25 protein-coding genes and 1 tRNA gene are annotated in these 26,838 nt (G+C 58.2%); 7 read left to right on the top strand and 19 right to left on the bottom strand.

Features of this window, described 5'->3' with window-relative positions:
• Positions 1 to 48 precede the first annotated feature (48 nt).
• From FFH90_RS02050 to FFH90_RS02015, 8 genes are all read right to left on the bottom strand, one after another.
• Positions 49 to 930: a transporter substrate-binding domain-containing protein gene (locus tag FFH90_RS02050; protein ID WP_086944175.1), complete on the bottom strand. Its 882-nt coding sequence runs from the start codon at positions 928 to 930 to the stop codon at positions 49 to 51.
• On the bottom strand, positions 927 to 1,709 hold the full coding sequence (locus FFH90_RS02045; protein WP_064615799.1) for an amino acid ABC transporter ATP-binding protein: 783 nt from the start codon (positions 1,707 to 1,709) through the stop codon (positions 927 to 929). Before FFH90_RS02045 ends, FFH90_RS02050 begins: the two co-directional genes overlap by 4 nt.
• The gene (locus FFH90_RS02040) at positions 1,706 to 2,365 is read right to left on the bottom strand and encodes an amino acid ABC transporter permease (RefSeq protein WP_138866620.1); all 660 of its coding nucleotides are present in this window, start codon (positions 2,363 to 2,365) and stop codon (positions 1,706 to 1,708) included. Before FFH90_RS02040 ends, FFH90_RS02045 begins: the two co-directional genes overlap by 4 nt.
• A complete protein-coding gene (locus FFH90_RS02035; RefSeq protein WP_138866619.1) occupies positions 2,346 to 3,011 on the bottom strand; it encodes an amino acid ABC transporter permease in 666 nt (221 codons plus the stop codon). Before FFH90_RS02035 ends, FFH90_RS02040 begins: the two co-directional genes overlap by 20 nt.
• Positions 3,012 to 3,572: 561 nt before the next feature.
• On the bottom strand, positions 3,573 to 4,355 hold the full coding sequence (locus FFH90_RS02030) for a MetQ/NlpA family ABC transporter substrate-binding protein (RefSeq protein ID WP_007941045.1): 783 nt from the start codon (positions 4,353 to 4,355) through the stop codon (positions 3,573 to 3,575).
• Between the two features lie 261 nt (positions 4,356 to 4,616).
• On the bottom strand, positions 4,617 to 5,549 hold the full coding sequence (locus FFH90_RS02025; protein ID WP_018929353.1) for a sigma 54-interacting transcriptional regulator: 933 nt from the start codon (positions 5,547 to 5,549) through the stop codon (positions 4,617 to 4,619).
• 62 nt (positions 5,550 to 5,611) lie between these two features.
• Positions 5,612 to 6,193 carry an alpha/beta hydrolase gene (locus FFH90_RS02020; RefSeq protein WP_064615794.1) on the bottom strand — a complete coding sequence of 194 codons (582 nt, stop codon included), beginning with the start codon at positions 6,191 to 6,193 and terminating at the stop codon, positions 5,612 to 5,614.
• Positions 6,194 to 6,571: 378 nt separating this feature from the next.
• Complete coding sequence (locus tag FFH90_RS02015; protein ID WP_138866618.1) at positions 6,572 to 7,645, bottom strand: fatty acid desaturase; 1,074 nt, start codon at positions 7,643 to 7,645, stop codon at positions 6,572 to 6,574.
• Between the two features lie 100 nt (positions 7,646 to 7,745).
• On the opposite strand from FFH90_RS02015, the gene FFH90_RS02010 reads away from it, so the two are divergent.
• Complete coding sequence (locus FFH90_RS02010) at positions 7,746 to 8,750, top strand: AraC family transcriptional regulator (protein ID WP_019581709.1); 1,005 nt, start codon at positions 7,746 to 7,748, stop codon at positions 8,748 to 8,750.
• Between the two features lie 71 nt (positions 8,751 to 8,821).
• Here the strand turns inward: FFH90_RS02010 and FFH90_RS02005 are convergent, their stop codons facing one another.
• Positions 8,822 to 9,187 carry a response regulator gene (locus FFH90_RS02005; RefSeq protein ID WP_138866617.1) on the bottom strand — a complete coding sequence of 122 codons (366 nt, stop codon included), beginning with the start codon at positions 9,185 to 9,187 and terminating at the stop codon, positions 8,822 to 8,824.
• Positions 9,188 to 9,273: 86 nt separating this feature from the next.
• Positions 9,274 to 9,960 carry a Crp/Fnr family transcriptional regulator gene (locus tag FFH90_RS02000; protein WP_111453987.1) on the bottom strand — a complete coding sequence of 229 codons (687 nt, stop codon included), beginning with the start codon at positions 9,958 to 9,960 and terminating at the stop codon, positions 9,274 to 9,276.
• 84 nt (positions 9,961 to 10,044) lie between these two features.
• Here FFH90_RS02000 and FFH90_RS01995 point away from each other — a divergent pair, with 84 nt between their 5' ends.
• A complete protein-coding gene (locus tag FFH90_RS01995) occupies positions 10,045 to 10,563 on the top strand; it encodes a DUF962 domain-containing protein (RefSeq protein WP_138866616.1) in 519 nt (172 codons plus the stop codon).
• A gap of 112 nt (positions 10,564 to 10,675) precedes the next feature.
• Here the strand turns inward: FFH90_RS01995 and FFH90_RS01990 are convergent, their stop codons facing one another.
• The 6 genes from FFH90_RS01990 to dibA all read right to left on the bottom strand — a co-directional run bounded on the left by FFH90_RS01990 (position 10,676) and on the right by dibA (position 17,000).
• On the bottom strand, positions 10,676 to 11,665 hold the full coding sequence (locus FFH90_RS01990; RefSeq protein WP_028939547.1) for a sulfate/molybdate ABC transporter ATP-binding protein: 990 nt from the start codon (positions 11,663 to 11,665) through the stop codon (positions 10,676 to 10,678).
• 3 nt (positions 11,666 to 11,668) lie between these two features.
• Positions 11,669 to 12,538 (bottom strand): sulfate ABC transporter permease subunit CysW, encoded by an 870-nt coding sequence (gene cysW / locus FFH90_RS01985; RefSeq protein WP_007941037.1) that lies wholly within the window; start codon positions 12,536 to 12,538, stop codon positions 11,669 to 11,671.
• Between the two features lie 13 nt (positions 12,539 to 12,551).
• Complete coding sequence (gene cysT, locus FFH90_RS01980; protein ID WP_018929362.1) at positions 12,552 to 13,370, bottom strand: sulfate ABC transporter permease subunit CysT; 819 nt, start codon at positions 13,368 to 13,370, stop codon at positions 12,552 to 12,554.
• Positions 13,371 to 13,441: 71 nt separating this feature from the next.
• Complete coding sequence (locus FFH90_RS01975; RefSeq protein WP_018929363.1) at positions 13,442 to 14,455, bottom strand: sulfate ABC transporter substrate-binding protein; 1,014 nt, start codon at positions 14,453 to 14,455, stop codon at positions 13,442 to 13,444.
• Positions 14,456 to 14,586: 131 nt separating this feature from the next.
• The gene (oscA, locus tag FFH90_RS01970) at positions 14,587 to 14,769 is read right to left on the bottom strand and encodes a sulfur starvation response protein OscA (RefSeq protein ID WP_138866615.1); all 183 of its coding nucleotides are present in this window, start codon (positions 14,767 to 14,769) and stop codon (positions 14,587 to 14,589) included.
• A 311-nt stretch (positions 14,770 to 15,080) separates the two neighbouring features.
• A complete protein-coding gene (dibA, locus tag FFH90_RS01965) occupies positions 15,081 to 17,000 on the bottom strand; it encodes a phosphodiesterase DibA (RefSeq protein ID WP_138866614.1) in 1,920 nt (639 codons plus the stop codon).
• Positions 17,001 to 17,148: 148 nt separating this feature from the next.
• On the opposite strand from dibA, the gene desA reads away from it, so the two are divergent.
• Together desA and FFH90_RS01955 are read left to right on the top strand one after the other, a co-directional pair.
• Positions 17,149 to 18,333 carry a delta-9 fatty acid desaturase DesA gene (desA, locus tag FFH90_RS01960; protein WP_138866613.1) on the top strand — a complete coding sequence of 395 codons (1,185 nt, stop codon included), beginning with the start codon at positions 17,149 to 17,151 and terminating at the stop codon, positions 18,331 to 18,333.
• Between the two features lie 249 nt (positions 18,334 to 18,582).
• Positions 18,583 to 19,572: a sensor domain-containing diguanylate cyclase gene (locus FFH90_RS01955; RefSeq protein ID WP_018929367.1), complete on the top strand. Its 990-nt coding sequence runs from the start codon at positions 18,583 to 18,585 to the stop codon at positions 19,570 to 19,572.
• Positions 19,573 to 19,620: 48 nt separating this feature from the next.
• Here FFH90_RS01955 and FFH90_RS01950 read toward each other — a convergent pair whose 3' ends face one another.
• The 3 genes from FFH90_RS01950 to gabD all read right to left on the bottom strand — a co-directional run bounded on the left by FFH90_RS01950 (position 19,621) and on the right by gabD (position 23,889).
• Positions 19,621 to 20,835 carry a response regulator gene (locus FFH90_RS01950; RefSeq protein WP_138866612.1) on the bottom strand — a complete coding sequence of 405 codons (1,215 nt, stop codon included), beginning with the start codon at positions 20,833 to 20,835 and terminating at the stop codon, positions 19,621 to 19,623.
• Between the two features lie 136 nt (positions 20,836 to 20,971).
• A complete protein-coding gene (gabT, locus tag FFH90_RS01945) occupies positions 20,972 to 22,249 on the bottom strand; it encodes a 4-aminobutyrate--2-oxoglutarate transaminase (RefSeq protein ID WP_018929369.1) in 1,278 nt (425 codons plus the stop codon).
• Positions 22,250 to 22,446: 197 nt separating this feature from the next.
• On the bottom strand, positions 22,447 to 23,889 hold the full coding sequence (gene gabD, locus FFH90_RS01940; RefSeq protein WP_018929370.1) for an NADP-dependent succinate-semialdehyde dehydrogenase: 1,443 nt from the start codon (positions 23,887 to 23,889) through the stop codon (positions 22,447 to 22,449).
• A gap of 349 nt (positions 23,890 to 24,238) precedes the next feature.
• Between gabD and FFH90_RS01935 the strand changes: the two genes are divergently transcribed.
• The 3 genes from FFH90_RS01935 (at position 24,239) to FFH90_RS01925 (ending at position 26,296) form a co-directional block, all read left to right on the top strand.
• Positions 24,239 to 24,315, top strand: a tRNA-Arg gene (locus FFH90_RS01935).
• Between the two features lie 287 nt (positions 24,316 to 24,602).
• Positions 24,603 to 25,730 carry a helix-turn-helix domain-containing protein gene (locus FFH90_RS01930; protein WP_138866611.1) on the top strand — a complete coding sequence of 376 codons (1,128 nt, stop codon included), beginning with the start codon at positions 24,603 to 24,605 and terminating at the stop codon, positions 25,728 to 25,730.
• Entirely contained in the window at positions 25,730 to 26,296 is a 567-nt protein-coding gene (locus tag FFH90_RS01925) for a DNA-binding protein (RefSeq protein WP_138866610.1), read from the top strand. The genes FFH90_RS01930 and FFH90_RS01925 overlap by 1 nt, the downstream gene beginning before the upstream one ends.
• Positions 26,297 to 26,838 lie beyond the last annotated feature (542 nt).

Genomic DNA, 26,838 nt, shown 5'->3' with positions numbered 1-26,838 from the left:
AGGGAGCTTGCTCCCTCGCCACAGGTGGGAGCGATCATCTGAAGCCAATCAACCCTGCCACTTCCCACCCTCGACAATCACGCTCTCAGGCCTGGTGTCGTCGCTCAGCTCTTTGCGCACATACTGGTCGTATAGCTTGAGCAAAAACTTATCCTCACCCAGCTTCGCCAACTCCGCATTCACCCAATCACGCAGTTCGATGTTGCCCTTCTTCACCGCCGGGGCGATCGGTGCTTCGGCGCCCAACTTCTGCTCCAGTACACGGTAGCCCGGGTTTTGTTTGGCCCAACTGAACAACACCAGATTGTCCTGCGCATAAGCGTCGCCGCGACCATTGGCCAGGGCTTGCAGAGACTCGGAGTTTTTCTCGAACTTCAGCAGTTTCCAGTCCGGGTGATTTTTGGTCAGCCAGACATCGGCTGTGGTGCCCGTGGTCACGATAGTCGTGCGGGTCGCCAGGTCATCAAGGTTCTTCACTGAACTGGCCTGCGGTACCAGCGCCTGCACCGCCACCTTGAGGTTCGGGTTGGTGAAGTCCACCGCTTCCTTGCGCTCCGGGGTGACGGTCATGTTGGCCAGGATCAGGTCGACCTTGTCGCTTTGCAGGAATGGAATCCGGCTCGCCGGCTCCACCGCCACGAACTCGACTTTGTTTTCATCGCCCAACAGATCCTTGGCGAATTGGCGGCCAATGTCGGTATCGAACCCCACGTAGCGCCCGGCTTCATCGACAAAACCGAACGGCGGTTTGTCGGTGAACACGCCGACAATCAGCTTGTCCCGGGCTTTGATCTTTTCCAGGTAACCGGCCGGTGCGCTGCTGACGCTGGCGACTTTCGGCTTGGCCGGCTCTTCGGTTTTGTTGCAACCGGCCAGCAGCGCCAGGCCGAACAGCGGGAGTAGCAGCAGAGAAGACTTGGCAGTTTTCATGGCAGTTCCAATTCCTTTATTTGAGTCGTTTTGGGTAGTGCGGCGACGAAGGAGAACTTCTCCAGGAACTGCTGCGCTCGTGCGGTTTGCGGGTTCGTAAAGAAAATCTCGGGGGGTTGTTGCTCAAGGATGCGCCCGGCGTCCATGAACACGATGCGGTCGGCCACGGCGCGGGCGAAGGCCATTTCGTGGGTGACAATCAGCAGGGTCATGCCCTCGCGGGCCAGCCCCTGAATCACTTCGAGTACCTCCTTGACCATCTCCGGGTCGAGGGCGGCGGTGACTTCGTCAAAGAGCATGACTTGGGGGTTCATGCACAGCGAACGGACGATGGCGATGCGTTGCTGCTGACCACCGGAGAGCTGACGCGGGAACGCGTCGCGCTTGTCCAACAGGCCTACGCGCGCCAGCAAGGCTTCGGCCTGGGCACGGGCTTCGCGGCGGTCGCGCTTCTGCACTTTCACCGGGCCAAGCAGCACGTTATCGAGCACGCTCATGTGCGGAAACAGGTGATAACTCTGGAATACCATGCCGATCTGCTGACGCACTTCGCGCCAGTCGGTGCCCTTGTCCAGCAACTCACGCCCGGCAAAATTCAAGCTGCCGCTGTGAGCGACTTCCAGGCCGTTGAGGCAGCGCAGCAAGGTGCTTTTGCCACAGCCGCTGGGGCCGAGGATGACGATCACCTCGCCCGTTCTCACCTTCAGGTCGATGCCGTTGAGCACCTGCTGCTCGCCGAAAAACTTGTTGAAACCCTTGAACTCGATCAATGCGCTCATGCTTGCGTCCAGCGCCGCTCCAGCACGCGGGAAGCGGCTGACAGCGGGTAGCAAATGAAAAAGAAAAACAGAAACAGCGCGCCGTAGATCAGTACCGATTCGTAGGTGCGCTCGATGATCTGCTGGCCGACCTTGATCACGTCCACCACGCCGATCAGCACCGCCAGGGAGCTGGTCTTGATGATCCGCGTGTAGACGTTGATGGTCGGCGGCGTCATGCGTTTCAGCGCCTGGGGCAGCAGTACGTAGCCGTAGAGTTGCGGGCCGTTCAAGCCAATCGACAATCCCGCTTCTCGCTGGCCGCGCGGTAACGAATGCAAGGCGCCGCGCACCACTTCCCCGACTTCGCTGGCGCCCCACAGCGACAGCACCAGCACCGCGCACCAGAAGCCCGGAATGCTCAGGCCGAAAAAAATCGGCAGGCCGAAGAACAACAAATACAACCAGACCAGCACCGGGATCGCCCGGAACAATTCCAGATAAACCCGCAGCATTGCGTTGAGCCATGTCGAATTCAGCGTGCGCAACACGCCGTAGAGCACCCCGCCGACGGTGCTGAAGGCGATGCTCAGGAAAGAAATCGACAAGGTTTGTGCAGCGCCCTTGCCCAATTGCGGCAACGACACCATGAGCAACTCAAGACCCGAACTGGCCATGCTGGAGCCTCCTTTCCAGACGGCTGAGCAGCAGCGACAAAGGCAAAAACAACAGCACGCAGATCAACGTCAGCATGGCGAGCATTTCGTAGGTTTTGTAATAGAGCGCGATGTAGCTCTTGGTGGTGTAGAGAATCTCCGGCACCGCCACCGCCGAGACCACCGTGGTTTCCTTGAGCAGGAAGATGAAATTGGCGAACAGCGACGGCAGGCTGAGGATGCCGGCCTGCGGCAAGATCACGTAGCGCAGCAATTGCCCGTGGGACAAGCCAATTGAACGACCGGACTCAAGTTGCGCCTGGGGCACGGCATCCACGCCGGCGCGCAGGACTTCGGTGAGGTAGGCTCCGCCGAGAAAGGTCATGGTGATGATCGCTGCGGCGAAGCCCGAGACTTTGATGCCCAGGGCCGGCAAGGCGAAGTAGACGAAGAACAACTGGATCAGCAATGGCGTGTTACGCGCCAACTCCACATACAGCCCGACCAGGCGCTGCAGGTAAGGCGTGCGAAACACCAGAATCGTCGCGTTGATCAGCGCCACCAGCAACGAAGTGCCGATAGCGATCAAGCCGACCTGCAGCGTCACGCCAACGGCTTTGAGAAACGCCGGCAGGGTGCTGAGGATAAACGCGTAATCGAAGGTCATTGAACATCCTGTACGCCGCTCGGTAAGCGACGATGGCGCAGTCCATGGGCAGTGGATAACCACCCGGCAGGCGCCAACTTTAAAGGTATAAAAAGAGGAATTTAAATACCGTTAAAGCATATTGATATCACACAAAAAACTATTCTGCGGATTTGCGACGGCAGCGGGGGACGGTTATTTTCCTTTGCGCTGTAGGAGGGATCTTTTTTTCAAAATGCCCCTCCAAGGACGTGCAGCTTTTGGCCAGACTCCCCCGGCCGAACCATCACAAGGAAGAGAACATGGCTGACGTAAAAGTGACGCCGCGGCTGGATCCGCAGGACATCGTGAAATTGCTGGTGGCGCTGCGCAAGGCGTTGAAGACGCGGGTGGCCTGAAATCTTAAAGCAAAAGATCGCAGCCTCGTTTCACTCGACAGCTCCTACAGGGGATACGCATTTCAATGTAGGAGCTGTCGAGTGAAACGAGGCTGCGATCTTTTGATCTTGGCGCAATAAAAAACGCCGACGCTGTAGTAGCCGTCGACGTTTGAAACCTTGAAGGGTTCGAGACGGCGGTGAATCAGAACGCCGGCAGTACCGCGCCGCTGTATTTCTTGTCGATGAACGCCTTCACTTCCGGGCTGGTCAGAGCCTTGGCCAGTTTCTGGATGGCAACGCTGTCCTTGTTGTCCGGACGTGCCACCAGGAAGTTCACGTAAGGCGAATCGGCACCTTCGATCACCAGTGCGTCTTTAGCCGGATTCAGGCCCGCGTCCAGCGCGTAGTTGGTGTTGATCATGTCCAGATCGACCTGGTCCAGAACACGCGGCAGCATGGCCGACTCCAGTTCCTTGAACTTGAAATTGTGCGGGTTCTTGGCGATGTCTTTCGGGGTGGCCAAAGCGTTTTTCGGGTCTTTCAACTCGATCAGGCCAGCCTTCTGCAGCAGGATCAGGGCACGGCCGCTGTTGCTGCCTTCGTTCGGGATGGCGATGGTTGCGCCGTCCTTCAGCTCAGCCAGGGTTTTGACTTTCTTCGAGTAGCCGCCGAACGGTTCGACGTGCACGCCGATCACAGTCACCAGGTTCGTGCCTTTGCCTTCGTTGAAGCTTTTCAGGTACGGCAGGGTCTGGAAGTAGTTGGCGTCCAGACGCTTCTGGTCGACCTGCACGTTCGGCTGAACGTAGTCGGTGAAGACTTTGATCTCCAGGTCCACGCCTTCTTTGGCGAGGGTTGGCTTGATCAGTTCAAGAATCTCGGCATGTGGAATCGGCGTCGCCGCAACCACCAGTTTCTCGCCAGCCTGGGCCAGGCCCGCGGTCAGGGCAGCCGCCAATGCGGTGAACAACAGAACCTTTTTCATGCAGTGTCCTTATCGAAAATCACGGTCGTCATCGACGACGGCTAAATGTTTAGGTGCCAGTGAAGTGCTATCGCTGGCGTGACGCGGACGATACCGGGATTTTTTATTCCCGAACAATATCTTTTATTCACTTTCATATTCCATTTTGTTCATACAGCCCCCCTTCCATAAATCCATCCACGACCCTGCAGGAGCGCGACTTGCCCACTAAGCCGTCCTCCAGACAGACCGAGTTGTCTGATTCGCGAGCAAGCTTCGCTCCTACAGAAGCCCCGTCGCTTTGAGCAGGTCTTTCAAGGCCTCTTTTTCGGCGGCGGAGCCGCTGCCGAGGATTTTTTTCAGTTGCTGCTCGATCTGTAGCAACGATGCAGGCGCCTCGGGCAGATTCAAATGCTCCGGCAAAATCTCATCGCCCGTACTCACCAGCAGCGCAAAGTGAATGACGTTCTCCAGCTCTCGGGTGTTGCCCGGCCAACTGTGTTGCTCCAGCAGATGCTGCGCGGCTTCGCTGATCAGTGGCACCGGCAGGTCGAGGCGCTGGCTGTAGATGCCGAGGAAGTATTCGGCCAGCGATAAAATATCGCCCACCCGCTCACGCAAGGCCGGCAGTTCGAGCTGGCCCTCGCTGAGGTAGTGATAAAGCCGCTCATGGAATTTTCCGGCCGCCACTGCCTGGGCCAGATCGATGCTGGTGGCCGCCACCAGACGCACGTCCACCGGGCTCGGCTGGTGCGCACCGACGCGGGTGACTTCGTGGTTTTCCAGGGCTGCGAGCAACTTGATCTGGATCGGCAGCGGCAGGTCGCCGATCTCGTCCAGGTACAAGGTGCCGCCGTTGGCCGAGCCGAACCAGCCGGCACGACTGCTGGCCGAACCGCTGTAACTGCCGGCGGCATAGCCGAACAGTTCAGCATCGGCGTAAGTCGGGCTGATCGCGCCGCAATTGACGGACACGAACAACCCGCCACGATCACTGGCGCGATGGATGTGCCGCGCCAGCAGTTCTTTACCGCTGCCGGTTTCACCGCGAATCAACACCGAGATCGAACGTGGCGCCAGTTGTTCCAGCTCCTGGCGCAATTGCCGGGAACGCGGATCGACAAACACCAGCGCCTTGGCGCGGATGCTCAGCGGGCTTTTCTCCGCATCGGGAAAGGTCAGCAATGGCTGACCGAAGGTTTCATGCAAACTCATGGCAGACTCCCGCCCAAAACCGCCGGGAGACGGGGGCGATTTTTAAAGAAAAAGAATGAGGTTCAAGCGCGACGCAGGGCGTGCTGTTCCATGCGATTCTGCAACCGATAAAGGTAGGCAAAACCCTGCTCCCAGCGCCGGTGACCGGACTTCACGTTGATGTGCCCGGCCCCCGATAAAATCCCCGCCTCGGCGCCCCACTGACGCGCCAGTTCAAGCGCACGTGGCGCGCTCACGGCAGCGTCGTTGTCAGAGCTGACGACCTGGCTCGGGAAAGGCAATAAATGGGTCGGGATCGGCGCAAAGTTGCGCAGCGCCGGCGCACAGGCCGGGCGCTCGACGTCCGCCGGCGCGACCAGCAAGGCGCCGCGCACTTGACGCAAGAATTGTAGCGGCGCGGTGGCTGCCCAATGGGCAACGGTGATGCAACCCAGGCTATGGGCGATCAGGATCACAGGCGTGCTGTCGGCGGCAATCGCCTCGGCCAACGCCGCGACCCAGTCTTCACGACGAGGCGTCAGCCAATCGGCCTGCTCCACCCGCGCGCTGTTTGGCAGACTGTTCTGCCAGTGGGTTTGCCAATGATCTTCTGGCGATCCTTGCCAGCCCGGCACAATCAGGTAGCGAATTGATTCGTTGCGCATGGGGGAGCTCTCCTGCTGTGTGTCTGTTCCTGATCGAGTATAGGGAGGAGAGTTATATTCGTTAAGGAATAAGAAGCTATTTATTAAGACCAATATCGAATATATGTTTGCCCGAAATAAAAAAGGGGCCGCACCCTGCCAAGGAGACGGCCCCGGAAACTCAAAATCTGTTTGCGCTGATCAACAATCCTGAAGCCGATGATTGGCGAAATCGGTTATCCAATAAAGGAATATTTAATTATTTTATTAGACCTAAATCACATATACGAATCATCTTCGGCAATCGCCGACCCCTCGCTGCTTGCGTCACAACTTAGCGTCCCTTTGGGTCAAATTGATGACGAGCGTTTTTCGCCTTTGAGTTTCCGGGTGCCTTGCTCAAACCTGAGCGGGATGCACTTGACGGGGTTCTATGGTCGCCTTGTGCGCAAATCGGTTCGCCCGTGCAAACGTCCCGAAATCATTGAACCGAACCCCCATCTCACGCATCACCTCATGCGCCACCGGCACCGTCATCTGGCGGATGTAAAACGGCTCCTTCACCACAAAATGATGGATCCCGTGGCTGCTGCCGAAGTTGAAGCAGAACGCCTGCAACGGCCACAGCCACCAAGGGTTCAAGACCTGAGTCTGCTGAATCACATTCCCCGGCTCGACGTCACCGTAGTAGTGCATGTTCGAGCTGACAAAATGCAGGCAGAACGTGCGCAACACGTTCGGACCGATGATCACCACGACAGCGATGTCGATCACTTGCATCACCGCCAATGTCGTCGCCGACCATTCGATGGGCGCCCCCGATAGATGCGCGATGCCGTTGGCGGCGTGAAAACCGAGGAACACATACCACGCCCCCCAATGCATCAGCGCCAGCGGTGCGTAAACTTTCAGGGAGCGCTTGAGGATGCTGAGCTTGTGCGCCCAGGTCTTGGCCCGCAGCATGCGGATAAGCGCCGACATCACGTTGTCGCCAACCATCAACAGCCGCGCAAAACCCCAGGGCTCACCGTTGGTGATCGCCCGCTCTTCCATGTCGGCTTCAGTGCCGGACACCTTGTGGTGGTTGAGGTGCAAATGGCGGCGGATCCACGGATTGATGGTGCTCGGCCGCGCCAGCCACACCAGGCCCATCATCAGGTTATGCGGCACCCGCTGTTTGCGAAAATACATGCTGTGGATCAGGTCATGCTCAAGTTCATGGGTCAACGAGGCGAAAAACGCGTTGACCAACAAGCATGCCCACCAGTCCATGTATCCGTTGATATAGAGCACTGCCGAACCGATCATCCCGGCCAGGGCGAAGGCCAGGATGCCCGCACCCAAGGCGTCCTGATGGTTGAGAATCGGGTAGCGCCGACGCAACTCGACGCCCTTGGCCAATACCACCTGGCGAATATGCGCTGATCGTTGTGCTGCATTCAGTCGCTGGGGACTTGCAGAAGTACCGTCCATGCTTCCATCCTCTGGTTATTGATGTTCGCATCCTGCCCTGTGATGCTTCACACAGCGGTAGCCGTGAACGCCAACCTGTTGACCGGACGCGCCAATCGACATGACTGAACCGACCTCCCTCGCAAGCTGGACCCGCGCCCTGCGCAAGCAGCTCGATGCGCTGGGCCTCGACAGCACCGCCCTGTGCCGACAGGCGGGGCTCGATCCGCAGTTGATGGACGACCCGAACGCCCGTTACCCGTTGTCCGGCACCACACGCCTGTGGGAAATCGCGGTGCAGGTCAGTGGCGACCCGGCGATTGGCTTGCGGGTGTCGCGGTTTGTCAGCCCGACCACGTTTCATGCGCTCGGTTATGCGTTGGTGGCCAGCGGCAGCTTGCGGGAAGTGTTCGAGCGCATCGTGCGCTATCACCAGGTGGTCAGCGATGCGCTGGACCTGGAGTTGACCCGCGCCGAGGATCGCTATCGCTTCCGCCTGAAAATCCCCCAAGGCAACCCCGCGCCTGCCTTCGAAGCCATCGACGCCTTCGCGGCGATTTACGTGCGCACCTGCCGAAACCGGCTGGGCCGTGACTACGCGCCGCTGGCGGTTTATCTGCGCCGTCCGGAACCTGCCGACCCGCATCAATGGCACAAAGTGTTCCGTTCGCCGGTGTATTTCGCCGCCGAGGAAGACCGACTGGAATTCGCCCTGGTGGATTTCGACAGCCACCTGGACGACGCCAACCCGGAACTGGCCGAACACAACGAAACCGTGCTCAAACGCACCCTGGCGCAACTCAAACCCCTGACCTGGGAGCGCAAGGTTCGCGACGCCATTGAAGAGCAACTGCCTGAGGGCGAACCTTCGGCCGATCGCATCGCCGAAGCACTGCACTTGAGCTTGCGCAGCCTGCAACGGCACCTGGCGGACGAAGGTTGTCGGTTCGATACGCTGCTCAACGAAAGTCGGGAAAACCTGGCGCTGCTGCACCTGCGCGATCCGCAGTGCTCGTTGAGCGAGGTCAGTTACCTATTGGGATTCGCCGACACCAGCAGCTTCAGCCGCGCGTTCAAGCGCTGGACGGGGATGACGCCGGGGCAGTTTCGGGATGGGTTGCGGTAATAGATCCGCAAGGCGTGTTGCGATTTCCGGCCCCCATCGCAATTTCTCAAGCACCACTGAAACCGCTACTGCTACCGCCCCCGATCTCGCCGCAATAGCTTGCGCACCCGCTTCACCAGCTCACTGACGGTAAACGGCTTGAGCAGGTAATCATCCTCATGCAGCTCCAACCCGCGCAGCCGGTCCTCGATGCCGTCCGTGGTGGTGAGCAATAGCACCGGCGTATCGCCGAGCTTGCGGATCTGCTGCAGCAACTGCCAGCCGTTGAGCCCCGGCAGCATCACGTCGAGGATGATCAATTCATATTCGCCAGATTCGATAAAGCGTCGGCCGTCCATGCCGTTGAGCGCTACATCCACCGCATAACTCGCTTCGCTCAGACCTTTGGCCAGGAGCTTGGCGGTCTCGGGTTCGTCTTCCACTAACAGCACACGCATGGCACACCTCGATTGTCGTCTTCACAGGCTAGGCGCGTTCGTGGACAAAGCCCATCAATAAAATCGACAGCGCCTGCAAGTGCACATCAAACCACCGCCAACGCCCGCAACCGCTGCGCATCCAGAATCTCGATCTCGCCATACCTGAGATTCAGAATCCCCTGCCCCTGCAAGTCCTTGAGGATCTGGTTGGTGGTCTGGCGCGACAGCGACAGCATCGACGCCAATTGCTCTTGCGGCAATTGCAGAACGCGGCGCGGCAGGTCGATTTCACCATAGCCCTCGGCGATCATCAGCAAGCGATGGGCCAGGCGCGCCGGGGCCGGCATCAGGCTCAGCTGTTCGAGGTTGATGAAGGTCAGGCGCAGTTTGTGGCTCATCAGCAATGCCAGTTGCCGCCAGTACACCGGGTGTTCGTCGAGCAATGCCAGCAGCGCTGTTTGCGGGATGTGCAACAGAATGCACTGGCCCACGGCGTAGGCATCATGGGTTCGCGGCTGGCCATCGAACAGGCAGATTTCGCCGAACCAGTGCGGCGGTTCCACCAGGCTTAGCAGCGCTTCCTTGCCCTGCTCATTCACCGCGCCAATGCGCACCGAACCTTCAAGCACCGCATACAACCCGCACGGGGGATCACCGCGTTTGAACAGCAGTTGCCCAGGCGATAGGCGCCGAATCCTGGCGATTGCCAGCAGACTATCCTGTAAGGAAACAGGCAAGTGACTGAACCATTGCCCCGTCATCAGGCGCGAACGCCAAACCTGCATGTCCATGAAAACTCCTGGAGATTGTCGCCTGGCTGACAGAGCGAGAGATGAACCCGGGGCATCATCAATCACCCTACAGGAGGAATAACAATGAAAAGCCTCGTTGACCATCTCAGTCAATACGCCGCCTACCACCGTGATCCGCGCAATATCGCCAGCCACTTCGTGGGCATTCCCCTGATCGTCGTGGCGGTCGCGGTGTTGCTGTCGCGTCCGCAATGGGCCGGGGGCTGGCTGTCACCGGCAGTGCTGGTGTCACTGATGTCGGCGTGGTTTTACCTGCGCCTGGAACTACGGCTGGGGGTGCTGATGACGGTATTGCTGGGTCTGTCGGTCTGGCTGGGGCATGTGCTTGCGCAGCAAAGCACATTTGCCTGGCTTGGCGCCGGCATCGGGATGTTTGTGGTGGGCTGGGCGATACAGTTTGTCGGTCATCATTACGAGGGGCGCAAACCGGCGTTTGTCGATGATGTGACGGGGTTGATTGTCGGGCCGTTGTTTGTGGCGGCTGAGTTGGCGTTTTTGCTCGGGATGCGGCATGAGCTCAAAGAGCAGATCGAGGCGCGAGTGGGTGGTGTGCGAATCAATCCGAAAAATGCGGCGGCTTAGGCCGCTTTAAAAGATCGCAGCCTGCGGCAGCTACGGGGTTTTGGGTTGGCCACAGATGTGTGCTCGACCCAAATCCATTGTAGGAACTGGCGCAGCCTGCGATCTTTTGATCTTAAATGTTGGCGACTTTCTGCCAGACCTTGGGTTTGAAGAACAACGTCTCACCCTTCGTCAATCCAACCAGGCTGTCGTGATCCTTCACCACTTCAGCTTCAATCAACTCGCTCTGGCCTTCGACCTTCAGCGTCACCCGCGTGGTGGCGCCCAACGGACGAATATCCCGCACTTCAGCGGCGTGGTGGTCTTCCAGTTCATGCCGCGACAGCGACACTTCATGTGGACGGAACAGTACGTGCCGGTCTTCACCCAAATGCAGACGGTTCGAATCGCCGAGGAAGTGATAGACGAAATCGCTGGCCGGATTTTCGTAGACGTCGCCCGGTGAACCGATCTGCTCGATCACCCCCTTGTTCATCACCACGATCCGGTCGGCAACTTCCATCGCCTCTTCCTGGTCGTGGGTCACGAATACCGAGGTCAGGTTGATGTCCTCGTGCAACCGCGCGAGCCAGCGACGCAGTTCTTTACGGACCTTGGCGTCGAGTGCGCCAAAAGGCTCGTCGAGCAGCAGCACTTTCGGCTCCACCGCCAGGGCGCGGGCCAACGCGATGCGCTGACGCTGGCCGCCGGAGAGTTGTTCCGGGTAGCGATCGGCCAACCAGTCCAGTTGCACCATGTTCAGCAGTTCGTGGACTTTCGCCGCGATCTGGCTTTCGTTCGGACGCTGGTTTTTCGGCTTCATACGCAGGCCGAACGCAACGTTGTCGAACACCGTCATGTGACGGAACAAGGCGTAGTGCTGGAACACGAAACCGACGTTGCGATCACGCACGTCGTGGCCGGAAACGTCTTCGCCGTGGAACACGATGTTGCCCTGATCCGGGGTTTCCAGGCCGGCGATGATTCGCAGCAATGTGGTCTTGCCGCAGCCGGACGGCCCCAGCAGCGCCACCAGCTCGCCGCTTTGAATGTCCAGGCTGATGTTGTCCAGCGCCTTGAACGCGTGAAAGTTCTTGCTGACGTTACGCACTTCGATCGACATGACTTATTCCTCCGCGGCGCTGGCGCGCAGGCGGTTAATACGGTTTTCGCTCCACTGCTTGAGCAGCAGGATGAAGAGCGCCAGGATCAGCAACAGGCTCGCCACGGCGAACGCGGCCACGTGGTTGTATTCGTTGTAGAGAATCTCGACGTGCAGCGGCAAGGTGTTGGTCACCCCGCGAATGTGCCCGGATACCACCGACACCGCGCCGAACTCACCCATGGCCCGCGCGGTACACAGCACCACGCCATAGATCAGGCCCCATTTGATATTCGGTACGGTGACGTGCCAGAACATCTGCCAGCCATTGGCGCCGAGCAGACGCGCGGCCTCTTCTTCCTGGGTACCTTGTTCCTGCATCAGCGGGATCAGCTCACGGGCCACGAACGGCACGGTGACGAAAATCGTCGCCAGCACAATGCCCGGCAAGGCGAAGACGATCTGGATGTCGTGATCCTGCAACCATGGGCCGAACAAGCCCTGGGCGCCGAACATCAGCACGTAGACCAGACCTGCGATCACCGGCGACACCGAGAACGGCAAGTCGATCAGGGTCACCAGCATGCTCTTGCCGCGGAACGAGTATTTGCTCACGCACCACGCCGCGCTGACACCGAACACCAGGTTCAGCGGCACCGAAATCAACACCGCAATCACCGTGAGTTTCAGGGCCGACAACGCGTCCGGCTCAAAGATCGCGGTGAAGAACGCCCCCAGGCCCAGCTTCAGGCCCTGGGACACCACGATGAACAGCGGCAACAACAGAAACAGCGCAAAGATCAGCCAGCCGAGGCCGATGAGGATTCGCCGCGAAGCTGCACTGCCACGGCGGGCGGCGTTCGAGGAGGCCGCTGCAATAGACGATTGGGACATTTTTCGCGCCTCCTTATGGGGTTTCGATGCGCCGCTGCAACAAGTTGATCAGCAGCAACAGGACAAAGGAAACCACCAGCATCAGTACACCAATGGAGGTGGCGCCGGTGTAATCGTACTGGTCGAGTTTGACCATGATCAGCAGCGGCAGAATTTCGGTTTTCATTGGCATGTTGCCAGCGATGAAAATCACCGAACCGTACTCGCCGACCCCACGGGCAAAGGCCAAAGCGAAACCGGTCAGCCAGGCCGGGAGCAGCGCCGGCATCAGAATATGGCGGAAAACCTGCAACGGATTTGCCCCCAGGCACGCCGCCGCCTCCTCCACTTCACGGGGGATATCGGCCAGTACAGGCTGTACCGTACGTACTACGAATGGAAGTGTTACAAAAGTCAGCGCCAGGGTGATGCCGAGGGGGGTATACGCGATCTTGAAACCCAGGTCCGCCGCGAACTGACCCACCAGGCCGGTGGGGGTGTACAGCGCGGTCAACGCGATACCGGCCACGGCAGTGGGCAATGCGAAGGGCAGATCGATCATCGCATCGATGACTTTGCGCCCGGGGAAGGTGTAGCGCACCAGCACCCAGGCCAGCAGCGTGCCGATCACGCCGTTGATGATCGCGGCGTACAACGCGGTGCCGAAGCTCAGCTTCAACGCGGCCAGCACCCGAGGTGCCGAGATGATTGCCCAGAACTGGTCCCAGGTCAGTTGAGCGGCATGCACGAACATCGCCGCCAGTGGAATGAGCACAATCAGGCTGAGGTACACCAAGGTGTAGCCCAGCGTCAGCCCGAAGCCGGGTATGACGGGGGAGATACGACGCGACATAAAAGTCCTTGGTTGAAAACGCACTAAGCCCCGACGGCAAGATCGGGGCCCGTTGGCAGATCTATTTCAGGCTACTGCGCCTGGTAAATCTGGTCGAACACGCCACCGTCATTGAAGAATTTCGGCTGGGCGGTTTTCCAGCCGCCGAAGTCCTTGTCGATGGTCACCAGTTCCAGGGTCGGGAACTGTTTGGCGTACTTGGCAGCTACGTCCTTGTCACGTGGACGATAGAAGTTTTTCGCCGCAATTTCCTGGCCGGCCGGGCTGTACAGGTGCTTGAGGTACGCTTCGGCGATTTCGGTGTTGCCCTTTTTCTCGGCGTTCTTGTCGACCACGGCCACCGGTGGCTCGGCAAGGATCGACAGCGAAGGCACGACGATGTCGAACTTGTCGGCGCCGCCGTCTTCTTTCAAGGCCAGGAAAGCTTCGTTTTCCCAGGCCAGCAACACGTCGCCCTGGCCGTTGTTGACGAAGGTGATGGTCGAACCGCGAGCACCGGTGTCCAGCACAGGCACGTGCTTGAACAGGGTCTGTACGTACTCTTTGGCCTTGGCTTCGTTACCGCCATTGGCTTTCAGGCCATAGGCCCAGGCCGCGAGGAAGTTCCAGCGTGCACCGCCGGAGGTTTTCGGGTTCGGGGTGATGACTTCCACACCGTTCTTGGTCAGGTCACCCCAGTCCTTGATGCCTTTCGGGTTGCCCTTGCGCACCAGGAACACGATGGTCGAGGTGTAAGGCGTGCTCGCTTCCGGCAGACGCTTCTGCCAGTCAGCCGGCAGGCTCTTGCCGAGCTTGGCGATTTCGTCGATGTCGCCGGCCAGGGCCAGGGTCACCACGTCGGCCCGCAGACCGTCGATCACCGCCCGGCCCTGCTTGCCTGAGCCACCGTGGGACTGCTGGATCTTCACGTTGTCGCCAGCGTGGTCTTTCTTCCAGAAGTTGATGAACTCGGCGTTGTAGTCCTGATACAGCTCACGGGTCGGGTCATACGACACGTTGAGCAGTTCGTAATCCTTGGCAACCGCGGAACCAGCAAAAAGGGCACTGGCCAGGGCGGCCAACGCAAAATGGCGAATCGACGACATGGTGAAAGCTCCTGGAATTCTTGGTGTGGTGGCTTTTTCTTATGGTCTGGAACGGGTTGCCTGACTCAAGGATCGAAGCCTTCGACGCTCCCGCAGGGGCCGCCGAAGGCCGCGATCTTTTGATCTTTGCTTCAGCTCGACTTGTTGCCCGGATGCTGCAAACGGAATTTCTCTTTGCGTTCGATCTGTACCACCTGGGCGTTGTGCACGGTGATTTCCACCGCGCCAAAACGCAGATCGCGCAAGGCGCTCTGGATTTCACGCAAAATGATGGCTTCGTCCTGCCCGTCAACACTGCGTAGGGATGCGCTCATGGTGCTGCTCCTTTAATGAGATATGCCTGGCAGTGGCGGGCACTGCGTACGGCGTGAGAGCAATAGTAGATAGGCGCAGATATTCTTAAAAATACTATTTAAGAATGTTTATATAACCAGAATGAATTATTTGATGGGACAAGGGATTGCGGGGGATCTACTATTTTCAGGGCCACACAAAACCCTGTGGCGAGGGGGCTTGCCCCCGTTGGGTCGCGTAGCGGCCCCAATTTATTGCGTCTGCTACGCAGCCGAACGGGGCGGTGCGGCGTTCCGACAAGCCCCCTCGCCACAAGAAGCAGTTCAGGCACTCATCCAATCACCGGCGCCCGAACCCAATCCAAGGAAGCCGCCGGCACTGGCCGCCCAAACCAGTAGCCCTGCCCCAGATCGCAATCGTGCTCGAGCAGGAAAGCCGCCTGTTCGACCTGCTCGATCCCCTCGGCATGCACCTGCATTCCCATGCTTTGCGCCAACGCAACGATCACCCGCGCGATCGCCGCGTCATCCTCATCACCCGGCAAGCCTGCGACGAATCCCTGATCGATCTTGAGTTTTTGCACCGGTAAACGCTTGAGTCGCAGCAACGACGAATAGCCCGTGCCGAAGTCATCGATGGCCAGCCGCACGCCTAACTCACGCAAGCGATGCATCTGCTCCAGCGCCACTTCCGGATCCTCCATCACCGCGCTTTCGGTGACTTCCAGCTCCAGATATGCCGGATCCAGGCCGGTGTCGTGCAGCACCTGAGCCACCTGCTGGTACAACTCACGGCGAGCGAACAGGCGCGAAGAAACATTCACAGCAATAAACGACAACACCACGCCCCCGGATTGCCATTGGCACATTTGCTGACAGGCCTGGCGCATGACCCAGGCATCGATCTCGGCAATCAACCCGGTGCGTTCGGCAATGGGGATGAACTCAGCCGGTGACACCAGCCCGCGCTGTGGATGCTCCCAGCGCACCAGGGCTTCGACGCCGATCAGACGGCTGGTTTTGAGGTCGTGCACGGGTTGGTAATAAACCCGCAACTCTTGCTGCTCCAGTGCTCGGCGCAATTCGAACGCAATCTCGACACGTTGCTGGGCATGCGCGGTCAGCTCTTCGGTATAAAGGGCATAACCGTCTCGACCCGCGCTCTTGGCCTTGAACAGTGCCGAGTCGGCGTTGCGCAACAATTGCTCGGCACTCAAGGCATCACTGGGGAACAGGCTGATGCCGACACTGGCGTTGATGAACAACGAATGCCCGTCGATCTGGAACGGCTCCTTGAGCCCATCGACGACCTGCTGAGCCAACGCTGCGGCGTGCCCCGGTTGCGGGCAATTTTCAGCCAATAGAGCAAATTCGTCGCCACTGAGCCGCGCCAGGGTGATGCCCGGGCCGAACAAGGTGTTCAGACGCTCAGCCACGCCCTTGAGCAATTGATCACCAACACTGTGACCGAGGCTGTCGTTGATCAATTTGAAGTGATCGAGGTCGATCATCAGCAACGCACAACCGCGCTTATGGGCCTGCGCCGAGGCCACAGCCTGCCCGGCACGGTCGGTAAACAGCAGGCGATTGGGCAGATTGGTCAGCGGATCGTGGTGGGCCAGGTGCGTCAGTTCATGCTCGGAGTTCTTGATCGCACTGATGTCGGAAAACACCGCAACGTACTGGCTGAGCCGCCCCTGATCGTCATGAACGAGGCGGATCGTCTGCCATTGCGGGTAAATCTCGCCGCTTTTGCGACGATTCCAGATTTCCCCGCTCCACTCACCCAGGCTTTCGAGTGTCGCGAACATCGCCTGGTAGAAACTCGGCGGGTGATGGCCCGACTTGAACATGCTCGGTCGCTGACCCAGCACTTCCTCACACTGGTAGCCGGTGATTTCCATGAACGCCCGGTTCACATGGACGATCAGCCCGTTGCTGTTGGTGACCAGTACCCCTTCGCGGGTGCAATCGAACACCGCAGCCGCCTGTCGCAAACGCTCCCGGTCGGCATTACGTTCCCGCAATTTGGCGCCGACGCCCAGGCAGCGAAACAAACGTGCGCGCGCGATGAAAATCAGCCCGGCACTGAAGGCCACCCAGGCATAACCGTTGATCAGTTGCCAGCGCAGCAGGTCGGTGGAGTTATCGAAGAAACTGTTCAATAAATAACCACTGAATTGAAGCCAGACTACGGAAAGCACCAGGTAAAGTAGCGCTGCACGCAAGGCATCGCGATATGTGGCTGACATTCGAGCGTCCATGTCCCTACAAAAAAGACTGGAATTATAGATTAAAGAAACATCCGGCCACTCTTATCTGAAAGGGCGACTGGTTTTATCTGTGGGCTAAGTGATAATGCGACGGCTGTTTTTTTCTTTATCGAGGGTCCTATAGGCTATGTGGTACGAAGGTTTTCTTGGCTTATCGCCCTGGTCACTGGTGGCAGTCACCCTGCTGATGACCCACGTCACGATCGTCGGCGTCACGGTCTATCTGCATCGCTATTCAGCCCATCGCTCGCTTGAGCTGAATGCCGGCCTGAAACATTTCTTCCGCTTCTGGCTGTGGCTGACCACGGCGCAGAACACCCGCGAGTGGACCGCTATCCACCGCAAGCATCACGCCAAATGCGAAACCGTCGATGACCCGCACAGCCCGGTCATCAAGGGCTTGTCCACCGTTCTGCGCAAAGGTGCCGAGCTGTACCGCGCCGAAGCGGAAAACCCCGAGACCCTGCGCATCTACGGCAAGAACTGCCCCGAAGACTGGATCGAACGCAACCTCTACAGCCGCTTCCCGCTGCTGGGCGTGGCGATCATGGCCGTCATCGACCTGCTGCTGTTCGGCACCATCGGCATCACCATCTGGGCCATCCAGATGATGTGGATCCCGGTCTGGGCCGCCGGCGTGGTCAATGGCCTGGGCCATGCCATCGGCTACCGCAACTTCGAATGCCGCGATGCGGCGACCAATCTGGTGCCCTGGGGCATCCTGATCGGCGGCGAAGAACTGCATAACAACCATCACACCTACCCTAACTCGGCCAAACTGTCGGTGAAGAAGTGGGAATTCGACCTCGGCTGGGCCTGGATCCAGGTCTTCAGCTTCCTGCGCCTGGCCAAGGTTCAGCGGGTTGCGCCGATCGCCCACCGTGTCGAAGGCAAAGGCAACCTGGACATGGACACCGCCATGGCGATCCTCAACAACCGCTTCCAGATCATGGCCCAGTACCGCAAGCTGGTGATCGCGCCGCTGGTCAAGCAAGAGCTGGAAAAGGTCGATCACTCGGTCCGCCACCAGTTCCACCGGGCCAAACGCCTGCTCTCGCGGGAAACCAGCCTGCTGGACGACAAGCACCACCTGCGCATCCAGACCATGCTCGAGCACAGCCAGGCGCTGAAGGTAATTTACGAGAAACGCCTGGCCCTGCAGCAGATCTGGGTCAAGACCAGCTCAAATGGTCACGACATGCTGGCCGCCATCAAGGATTGGGTACACGAGGCCGAGGCCAGCGGGATTCAATCCCTGCGCGACTTCGCCGACCAACTGAAAACCTACTCCCTGCGCCCCGCCACTGCCTGACCCTGAATCAAGGGCACACCTGTGGCGAGGGAGCTTGCTCCCGCTCGGCTGCGCAGCAGCCGCAATACCTGACGACGCGTTTTAACTGAAAAAACGCGTCGCCAATACCGCCCGGCGGGAGCAAGCTCCCTCGCCACGAAAGGCGGGAACTTCGCCCCAAATCTCCTATCTCAAAGACACTTCGCCACCCCGGCGGGCTTTGTGTTGGCCGCTGTCGAAATAGCGGCACGCCCTTTGAGACTTGTGCCGATGGTCAATAAAAACCTACAAGACACATCCCTTCCGCAGTGGCCCGAGGCCGCGCAAACGCTGATGGCGCTGATGCATGCGCAGGGCGAAGTGGCGCGCCTGAGCGAACGCGAACAGCTGTTCAGCTCGCTGCTAGTCAGCGTCAACGCCGTGCTTTGGGCATTCAACTGGGAAACCCGTCAGGTCCTCTACGTCAGCCCGGCCTATGACCGGATCTTCGGCCGCCCCGCTGGCCTGTTGCTGTCCGACTACAACCACTGGCGCGACAGTGTTTATCCCGACGATCTGGACTACGCCGAGCGCAGCCTGGCGCAAGTGCTGGTCAACGGCGCCGTTGAAGACCGCGAGTACCGCATCATCGCCGCCGACGGCCAGGTGCGCTGGCTCAGCGACAAGTGCTTCATCAACCGCCAGGCCGAACCGGGCCAGCCAGTAATCATCGTCGGCATTGCCGAAGACATCACCGAAAAGAAGCAGATGGAAACCGAGCTCCACCGCCTGGCCACCACCGACGTACTGACCCAAAGCAGCAACCGCCGACACTTCTTCGAATGTGCCAATCACGAATTCGAGCAGGCACGCCAGCAAGGCAAGCCGCTGGCCTTCCTGCTGCTGGACATCGATGACTTTAAAGTGATCAACGACACCTACGGCCATCCGGAAGGCGACAAGGTGCTGCAACGCATCGCTGAGAGCGGTCGCGCGGCCCTGCGGCGTGGTGATCTGTTCGGGCGGATCGGCGGTGAGGAATTCGCCGCGGTGTTCCCCGGATGTGCACCGGACATGGCCATGCAAGTGGCCGAGCGCCTGCAACGGGAGATTCAACGGTTGAGTTTCAGCCATGACGACCAGACGTTCGGCATCACCGTCAGCCAGGGCCTGACCAGCCTCACGCCCGAGGATGAAAACCTCGACAGCCTGTTCGCCCGCGCCGATGCCGCGATGTACCAGGCCAAGCGCCAGGGCAAGAACCGGATAATCTCTGGCTGAGCCCATGTAGATCGTTCCCACGCTCTGCGTGGGAACGATCTACAAAGCCTATTTTTTGCGCAAGCGCATCAGCTCCGGCAATCCGATCTTGAGCAACCGCGCCGTGCGGCTCTTGGCCAATGCCTCGATCCCCTCATGCTCGGTCAGGCGCGCCAGTTGCGCGGCCATGTTCATCACCAGCGCTTCGCGGGAGTAAACCCCGCCACCGAGCTGATAAACCGCCGCAATCAGCTCACGCAGCTCCAGCGGCAGGCGCCAGCGGGTACGCAGCGCCGAACCGTAGGCCGCGCCGAATTCGGCCAGGGCATCGCCGACTTCCTCCCATTCATCCAGCTCACCACCGGCCTGCTTCCACTCCTGCAAACAGCGCAGCAACGCCAGGTCGCCGAGGCGGTGCAGCATGCCCGCGCAATAACAGCGCTCCTGATCCAGATCCAGCAAGCGCGCCAGCGTTCGCGCGTATTCCGCGGTGTGCAGGGACAATTCCCAATAGCGCTCGGCATAGTCCGCCAGTTGCGGATCACTGAGCCGGGCACTGCGTTTGAGGGCGAGGCCCAGAATCAGGTTCATGCTTTGCCCGGTCCCCAAGCGATGCAACGCCTGGGACAGGGTTTGCACGGCGGCGCCATGATGCTGGGCCGCGCTGTTGGCGGCGGCGATCAGCACGGCGGTGACTTGCGGATCCGTGCGGATCTCGTCTTCAAGCCGCACCAGATCGAGGCCATCGGGATTGAGGCTACGTTTGATCGCCACCTGCACATCGGTCATCAGCGGCGCGCCGTCGGCCAGTTCGCGCCGCCGCTCCAGATACACCGACAAGGTCATGCCCGGCGCCAATGACGGCACCTCGCAAGACACCTCTTCACCCGCGCTCAGCAGCAAATCCTGCAGGCGCTGGGTCAGGTTTTCCATGTCCAGGGGTTTGGTCAGGTACGCCGTGGGCGCCAGGGGCAAGGCTTCACGCACGCTGGCGCTGTCGTTGCGGCTGCTCATCAGAATGAACGGCAACGGCGGATTACGTTTGCGCTGACGAACACTGCGCAACACATTCAGGCCATCGACGCCGGGCAACTCCCAGTCGACGATCACCAGGTCATAAGGGTTCTCTGCCAACAGCTGCAGGGTTTCCTGGCCATCGGCACACAGGTCCAGCCGTGCGTCACAGCGCACATTCAACAACACCTGCTTGAGCAGGTCGCGGGACCAGGGGTCCGCCTCGGCAATCAGCACTCGCGGTACAGCGGGTAACACCACAGCAGTCATCTGCACACTCCAACGGCAATGCTTGCACCTTAGTCAATGCTGGCCATTCGATACAGCCCAATTGCCCCTGATGTGTTTCAAGGGACATAAAAAAACCCGCCGAAGCGGGTTTTTTGTCGATCAGTTCACAAACGGATCAGAGCTCGGCGAAGCACTCTTCGATGATCGCCAGGCCTTTGTCCAGTTGCTCGTCCGGCGCGGTCAGCGGTACCAGCACGCGCAGAACGTTGCCGTAGGTGCCGCACGACAGCAGGATCAGGCCCTTGTCGCGAGCCTTGGCGACAACGGCGGCTACAGCAGCCGGGTTCGGCTTGTGGCTGTCGCCGTTTTCGAACAGCTCGACAGCGATCATCGCACCCAGGGCACGCACGTCGCCGATCACCGGGTATTTGGCCTGAATGGCTTTCAGACCAGTCACCAGACGCTCGCCAACCGCTTTGCAACGGTCCAGCAGGTGCTCTTCTTCGAACACTTCCATCACGGCCAGGGCCGCGGCGCAAGCGATCGGGCTACCGGCGTAAGTGCCGCCCAGGCCGCCTGGAGCGATGGCGTCCATGTATTCGGCCTTGCCGCACACACCGGCCAGCGGGAAGCCGCCAGCGATGGATTTGGCGAAGGTGGTCAGGTCGGCGGCGACGCCCATCTGTTCCATGGCGAAGAAGGTGCCGGTACGGCCAGCGCCCGTTTGCACTTCGTCAGCGATCAACAGAATGCCGTGCTGGTCGCACAGGGCGCGCAGACGCTTCATGAACTCTTTAGGCGCGACGTAGAAACCGCCTTCGCCCTGCACCGGCTCGATGATGATCGCGGCGATGTCACGCGGCTCGGCGTCGTTCTTGAAGATGCGTTCGATGCTGGCGATCGAATCGTCGATGCTCACACCGTGCAGCTCGTTCGGGTACAGCGCGCGGAAGATGCCGCCTGGCATCAGACCCATGCCGGCCGAGTAAGGCACGACTTTACCGGTCAGGCCCAGGGTCATCATGGTGCGACCGTGGTAAGCGCCGGTGAACGCGATCACACCGGCACGGCCAGTGGCGGCGCGGGCGATCTTGATGGAGTTTTCCACAGCTTCGGAGCCGGTGGTCACCAGCAGGGTTTTCTTGGCGAAATCACCCGGCACCTTGGCGTTGATTTTTTCGCACACTTCCACGTACGGCTCGTAGGCCAACACCTGGAAGCAGGTGTGGGTCAGCTTGTTCAACTGCGCAGTCACGGCGGCGATGACTTTCGGGTGCAGGTGACCGGTGTTCAACACGGCGATACCGCCGGCGAAGTCGATGAACTCACGACCTTCAACGTCGGTCACGGTGGCGTTCTTCGCGTGGTCGGCGAAGATCGGGTGAATCTGGCCAACACCACGGGGTACAGCAGCGGTGCGGCGGGCCATCAACTCAGCGTTAGTCTTGCTCATACATTCCTCATTCGCCGCTCATCGGTCGGCGTGGTTCAAGGATTAAGCGGCGGGGAAGCAACTACGGCAGCATGCGATGATCGACTGCCACAGCGTTCCCGGCCACAGAGAAAATTCCGTTTGAAGCGCGCAAAGGGACAGCGCTCTCGTGCCCTTTGCGTTTGAAGCAATGCCTTGCCGGGCCTATCCCTTCAGGCTTAGATGCCCAGGCAGAGGTATTTGATTTCCAGGTAATCTTCGATGCCGTACTTGGAGCCTTCACGGCCCAGGCCCGACGCCTTGATGCCGCCGAACGGCGCGACTTCGTTGGAGATCAACCCGGTGTTGACGCCGACCATGCCGTATTCCAGGGCTTCAGCCACACGGAACACACGGCCCAGGTCACGCGCATAGAAGTACGAGGCCAGACCGAACTCGGTGTCGTTGGACATCGCGATCACGTCGGCTTCGTCTTTGAAACGGAACAGTGGCGCCAATGGACCGAAGGTTTCTTCCTTGGCCACGGCAGCGTTGTTCGGCACGTTGGTCAGGATGGTCGGCTCGAAGAAGTTGCCTTGCATGCTCTTGCCACCCGCCAGCACGGTGGCGCCTTTGCCGACGGCGTCAGCAATGTGCTCTTGCACCTTGGCCACGGCCTTTTCGTCGATCAGCGGGCCAGTGGTGGTGCCGTCTTCCAGACCGTTGCCGATCTTGAGTTTGGCCACAGCCACTTTCAGTTTTTCGGCGAACGCGTCGTAGACCGAATCCTGAATGTACAGGCGGTTGGCGCAGACGCAGGTCTGGCCGTTGTTGCGGTACTTGGAAATGATCGCGCCTTCGACGGCCTTATCCAGGTCCGCGTCGTCGAACACGATGAACGGCGCGTTGCCGCCCAGTTCCAGCGAGACTTTCTTGATGTCCTTGGCGCACTCGGTCATCAGCTGACGACCGATTTCGGTCGAACCGGTGAACGACAGTTTGCGCACGATCGGGTTGCCGGTCAGCTCGCTGCCAATGTCGCCGGCGCTGCCGGTCACCACACTGAACACGCCGTTCGGAATACCGGCACGCTGGGCCAGTTCAGCCAGGGCGAATGCAGAGAACGGAGTTTGCGATGCAGGCTTGAGCACCATGGTGCAACCGGCGGCCAGGGCCGGGCCTGCTTTACGGGTGATCATTGCAGCCGGGAAGTTCCACGGAGTAATCGCAGCGGTCACGCCGATCGGCTGCTTGATCACGATCAGGCGCTTGTCTGGCTGGTGGCCCGGAATCACGTCACCGTAGACGCGCTTGGCTTCTTCGGCGAACCACTCGATAAAGGAAGCGGCGTAAACGATCTCGCCCTTGGCTTCAGCCAATGGCTTGCCCTGTTCCAGGGTCATCAGGCGAGCCAGGTCATCCTGGTTCTCGATGATCAGCTCGAACCAGCGACGCAGCTTGTTCGCGCGCTCCTTGGCGGTCAGTGAACGCCAGGCCGGCAGCGCTTTATCAGCAGCTTCAATCGCACGGCGGGTTTCGGCAGCGCCCATTTTCGGCACAGTGCCCAGAATTTCGCCCGTTGCCGGGTTATTGACCTTGATCGTCTGACCGTTGTCCGCATCGACCCAAGCGCCATCGATAAAGGCTTGCTGGCGGAACAACTGGGTGTCTTTAAGCTGCATGTCGGCTTTCCTTAACAGCACCGCGGCCAGCGCGGAGCGAATTATGATTGTAGAAAGGCGCCTTATAGGCTGCCGTCAGGGAAATCATTCACCGGGCTGAAGCACATAAATAGCGCACTGATCGAACTCGTGCGGTTCAGCACCCAGACAAGAGCGTTTGAAATCTCAAACGAATCCTAGGATCAAAGGGGGTAAAGGACAATAGCCTGTTCGAAAAAAAGAACGAAAACGCCGCATTTGCCTATTTTTTCGGATCAGCGTAGCAATCGTAGGTTACGCTTTGGAAAAACGCAGGCGATTCAGCGGCATGGACGCCCGCAGCGCATATGAGTATCATGGCGCCCGCATTGCACCAGTAGCTCAGCTGGATAGAGTACTGCCCTCCGAAGGCAGGGGTCGTGGGTTCGAATCCCGCCTGGTGCACCATATGTAGAAACGAGAAAGCCTCAGGTCTTAGGGTCTGGGGCTTTTTTGTGGGTGGTGTCTCGTCCTGGATAAGGATGACATCTGTTCCAAGACTAGACGCACCTTATCCTCATGCCTTGAGGACAAATTGCTAATGACAGCACCTCGAACTGAAGCTGATAAGCCAAATGCTGGATAAGCTCATGATCGCCCGCCGAGCGTCTGAAAAAGGCAATACACGCAAGCAAATGCCTAGGCTACGCTGCTACTGAGTTGACAAAAGTTGACAAGCAGCTACAGTGCGCACCATGGAAAAAACACTAGCTACAACACAAATCACCCAAGCCATGGAAACGGCAGGGCTCAGCCAGGCGACCCTCGCTGAGCGCCTGGGCGTATCTCGCGAAGCCGTTTCGAAATGGCTAAAAAAAGACTCCTTTCCCAAACCGGACAAGCTACTGCGCCTAGCAACAATCCTAGGACTCAGCTTCAGCGAGCTGGTTGTGAAAGACGACCCCAATGCTCCAGTTGTTGCTTTTAGAAAGGTGAAAGCAACAAAAACAACTGATGCACACTATGCTCATGCACAGACAATGGGAAAAATGCTTAGGCATTTAGTCCCCTATTTACCTTTTGACAAACTTGAAATGCCACCTGTACTGAGAAATCCAGTACTGGAGTATAGCTACCTCCAAGAAGTTGCAAAAAAAATAAGAAACGAAATCGGTTTAGATGAAGAATCAAAAATTGATTTTGAGCACTTAATACTGCACTTCAAAAAATTACAAGCCGTTCTTATTCCGGTACTTTGGGGCCATAAAAATAGGCATGAAAATGCCACTCATATATTCCTTCCAGATTCAATGAGCACCTGGGTTTATCTTAACTTAGATGTAAATATTTTAGACTTCAAGTTTTGGATGGCTCACGAACTCGGCCACTGCTTAGCACCGGATATTCGTGGGAATGAGGGCGAGGATTTTGCTGATGCTTTTGCGGGATCATTGCTTTTCCCCCATGAGTTAGCTGAAAAAGCTTACCGAACAATTTCGAACTTAAGCTCTGAACGGTCACAAATCAGCGAAATAAATAAAATAGCATGCAACTATGTAATTTCGCCTTACTCGGTTTATTGCCAAGTTAACGCATATGCTGAGAACAAAGGCCTAAAACCTCTTGACCTTGTTCCGGCCATTCACAAGGCATCAACAAATATCAATCGCGAGCTTCCGCTGGTGAGCAAATTGATATTTGAAGAAAACATAGAGCCAGATTCGTTACTTTATATTGAACGCACCAAGGAAATATTCAAAACTTCTTTTTTCGATATTTTAGGCGAATATCTCAAAGAATCAGAAAAAGGACCAGGTTTAGTACAAACCATCATGGACGTCTCTGCACTTGACGCCCGGAGTATTCACTCTGAGCTCTTATAATGACGCAATCCAAAATTCTAGCAGATACAAATAGCTATCTTAGGCTAGCTAACAACATTCGACCTCTTCTTTGCGTAGAGTTTGGAGCAGAAAAGTATTGCCTGTACGTATTGCATGAGACCAGCCTTGAAATTCAAAGAAGTAACCGTCTAAAACACAAATTTTACTGGGCGCTAGAGGACGAGCATTGTATCGAGCGCGCGACTACTCCCACCATTTCGAGAAAGCACAAAAAGGAGATTGAGGCAGCCTTCTCCGTTATTTGGGAGCATGTTCAAGCAGAGTTGCCAGGTCCATCAAGAACCGATGCTATGTATCTGGCGCACGGCTTCGTGCTAGGTTTTCCCATTGTCACCGATGATCGTGACATGCGATCACTTGCGGAAGTGTTCAGCATACCAACACACAAGACCCTTGAGTTGTTGAAAATAATGGTTGATGTGGCGCACATAACGCTAGAGAAAGTTACCTCTATAGTCGCTTATTGGAAATACAATGAGGACTTTCCGGCCGACGTGCACTCAGATACGCACACGATCTTCGCAGGTCAAGTTAGTATTTCATAACACTCCCTTACATAGCTTCTTGGGTGATCAATGAAGTTGCTGCTGGCGTGTCCGCCACATCCGTTGCGCTTCATATCCCAAAAGGTCAAACCTGGTAAAAAACCGTTTAAGCGATTTGGATGACGATCCTGGCTGGACTCGAAGTCATCATCAACGTCCTCTTCTTCCGGCTGATTCAGCAGAAAATTCCTTACGACTCTCAGAGGTTGCAGGAGATCAGCCTGCACGATACCCTTCCGACGTCGCTGCCAATTCAGCGACCGGGCTTGGAAACCCGACGACATCAAGGCGCAACAGCGCCCCATCACGATTGCAGGCGTTTTTTTTCGCCCGCAATCTTGTGTTATGGCGGCTGTGCGTGGGACGTCTTCTGACGTGCCGGTTTCCTTGATTCCCGGTTTTCCAACCTGCGCACAGCTGTCACCCATTCGCTTGGAAACGAATGCGGCAGCTTCTCAAATCAAGGAAGTGAACTATGCGCAGCATTAATCCGTACGAATTCCAGCTTTTCCCTCACCTCGATTCCACATCGCGTAACGCCC

Source organism: Pseudomonas sp. ATCC 43928, from assembly GCF_005938665.2.
In the GTDB taxonomy this organism is placed as follows: domain Bacteria; phylum Pseudomonadota; class Gammaproteobacteria; order Pseudomonadales; family Pseudomonadaceae; genus Aquipseudomonas.
Note: the sequence above shows the minus strand (reverse complement) of the source record. Positions and strands in the feature narration are given on the sequence as shown.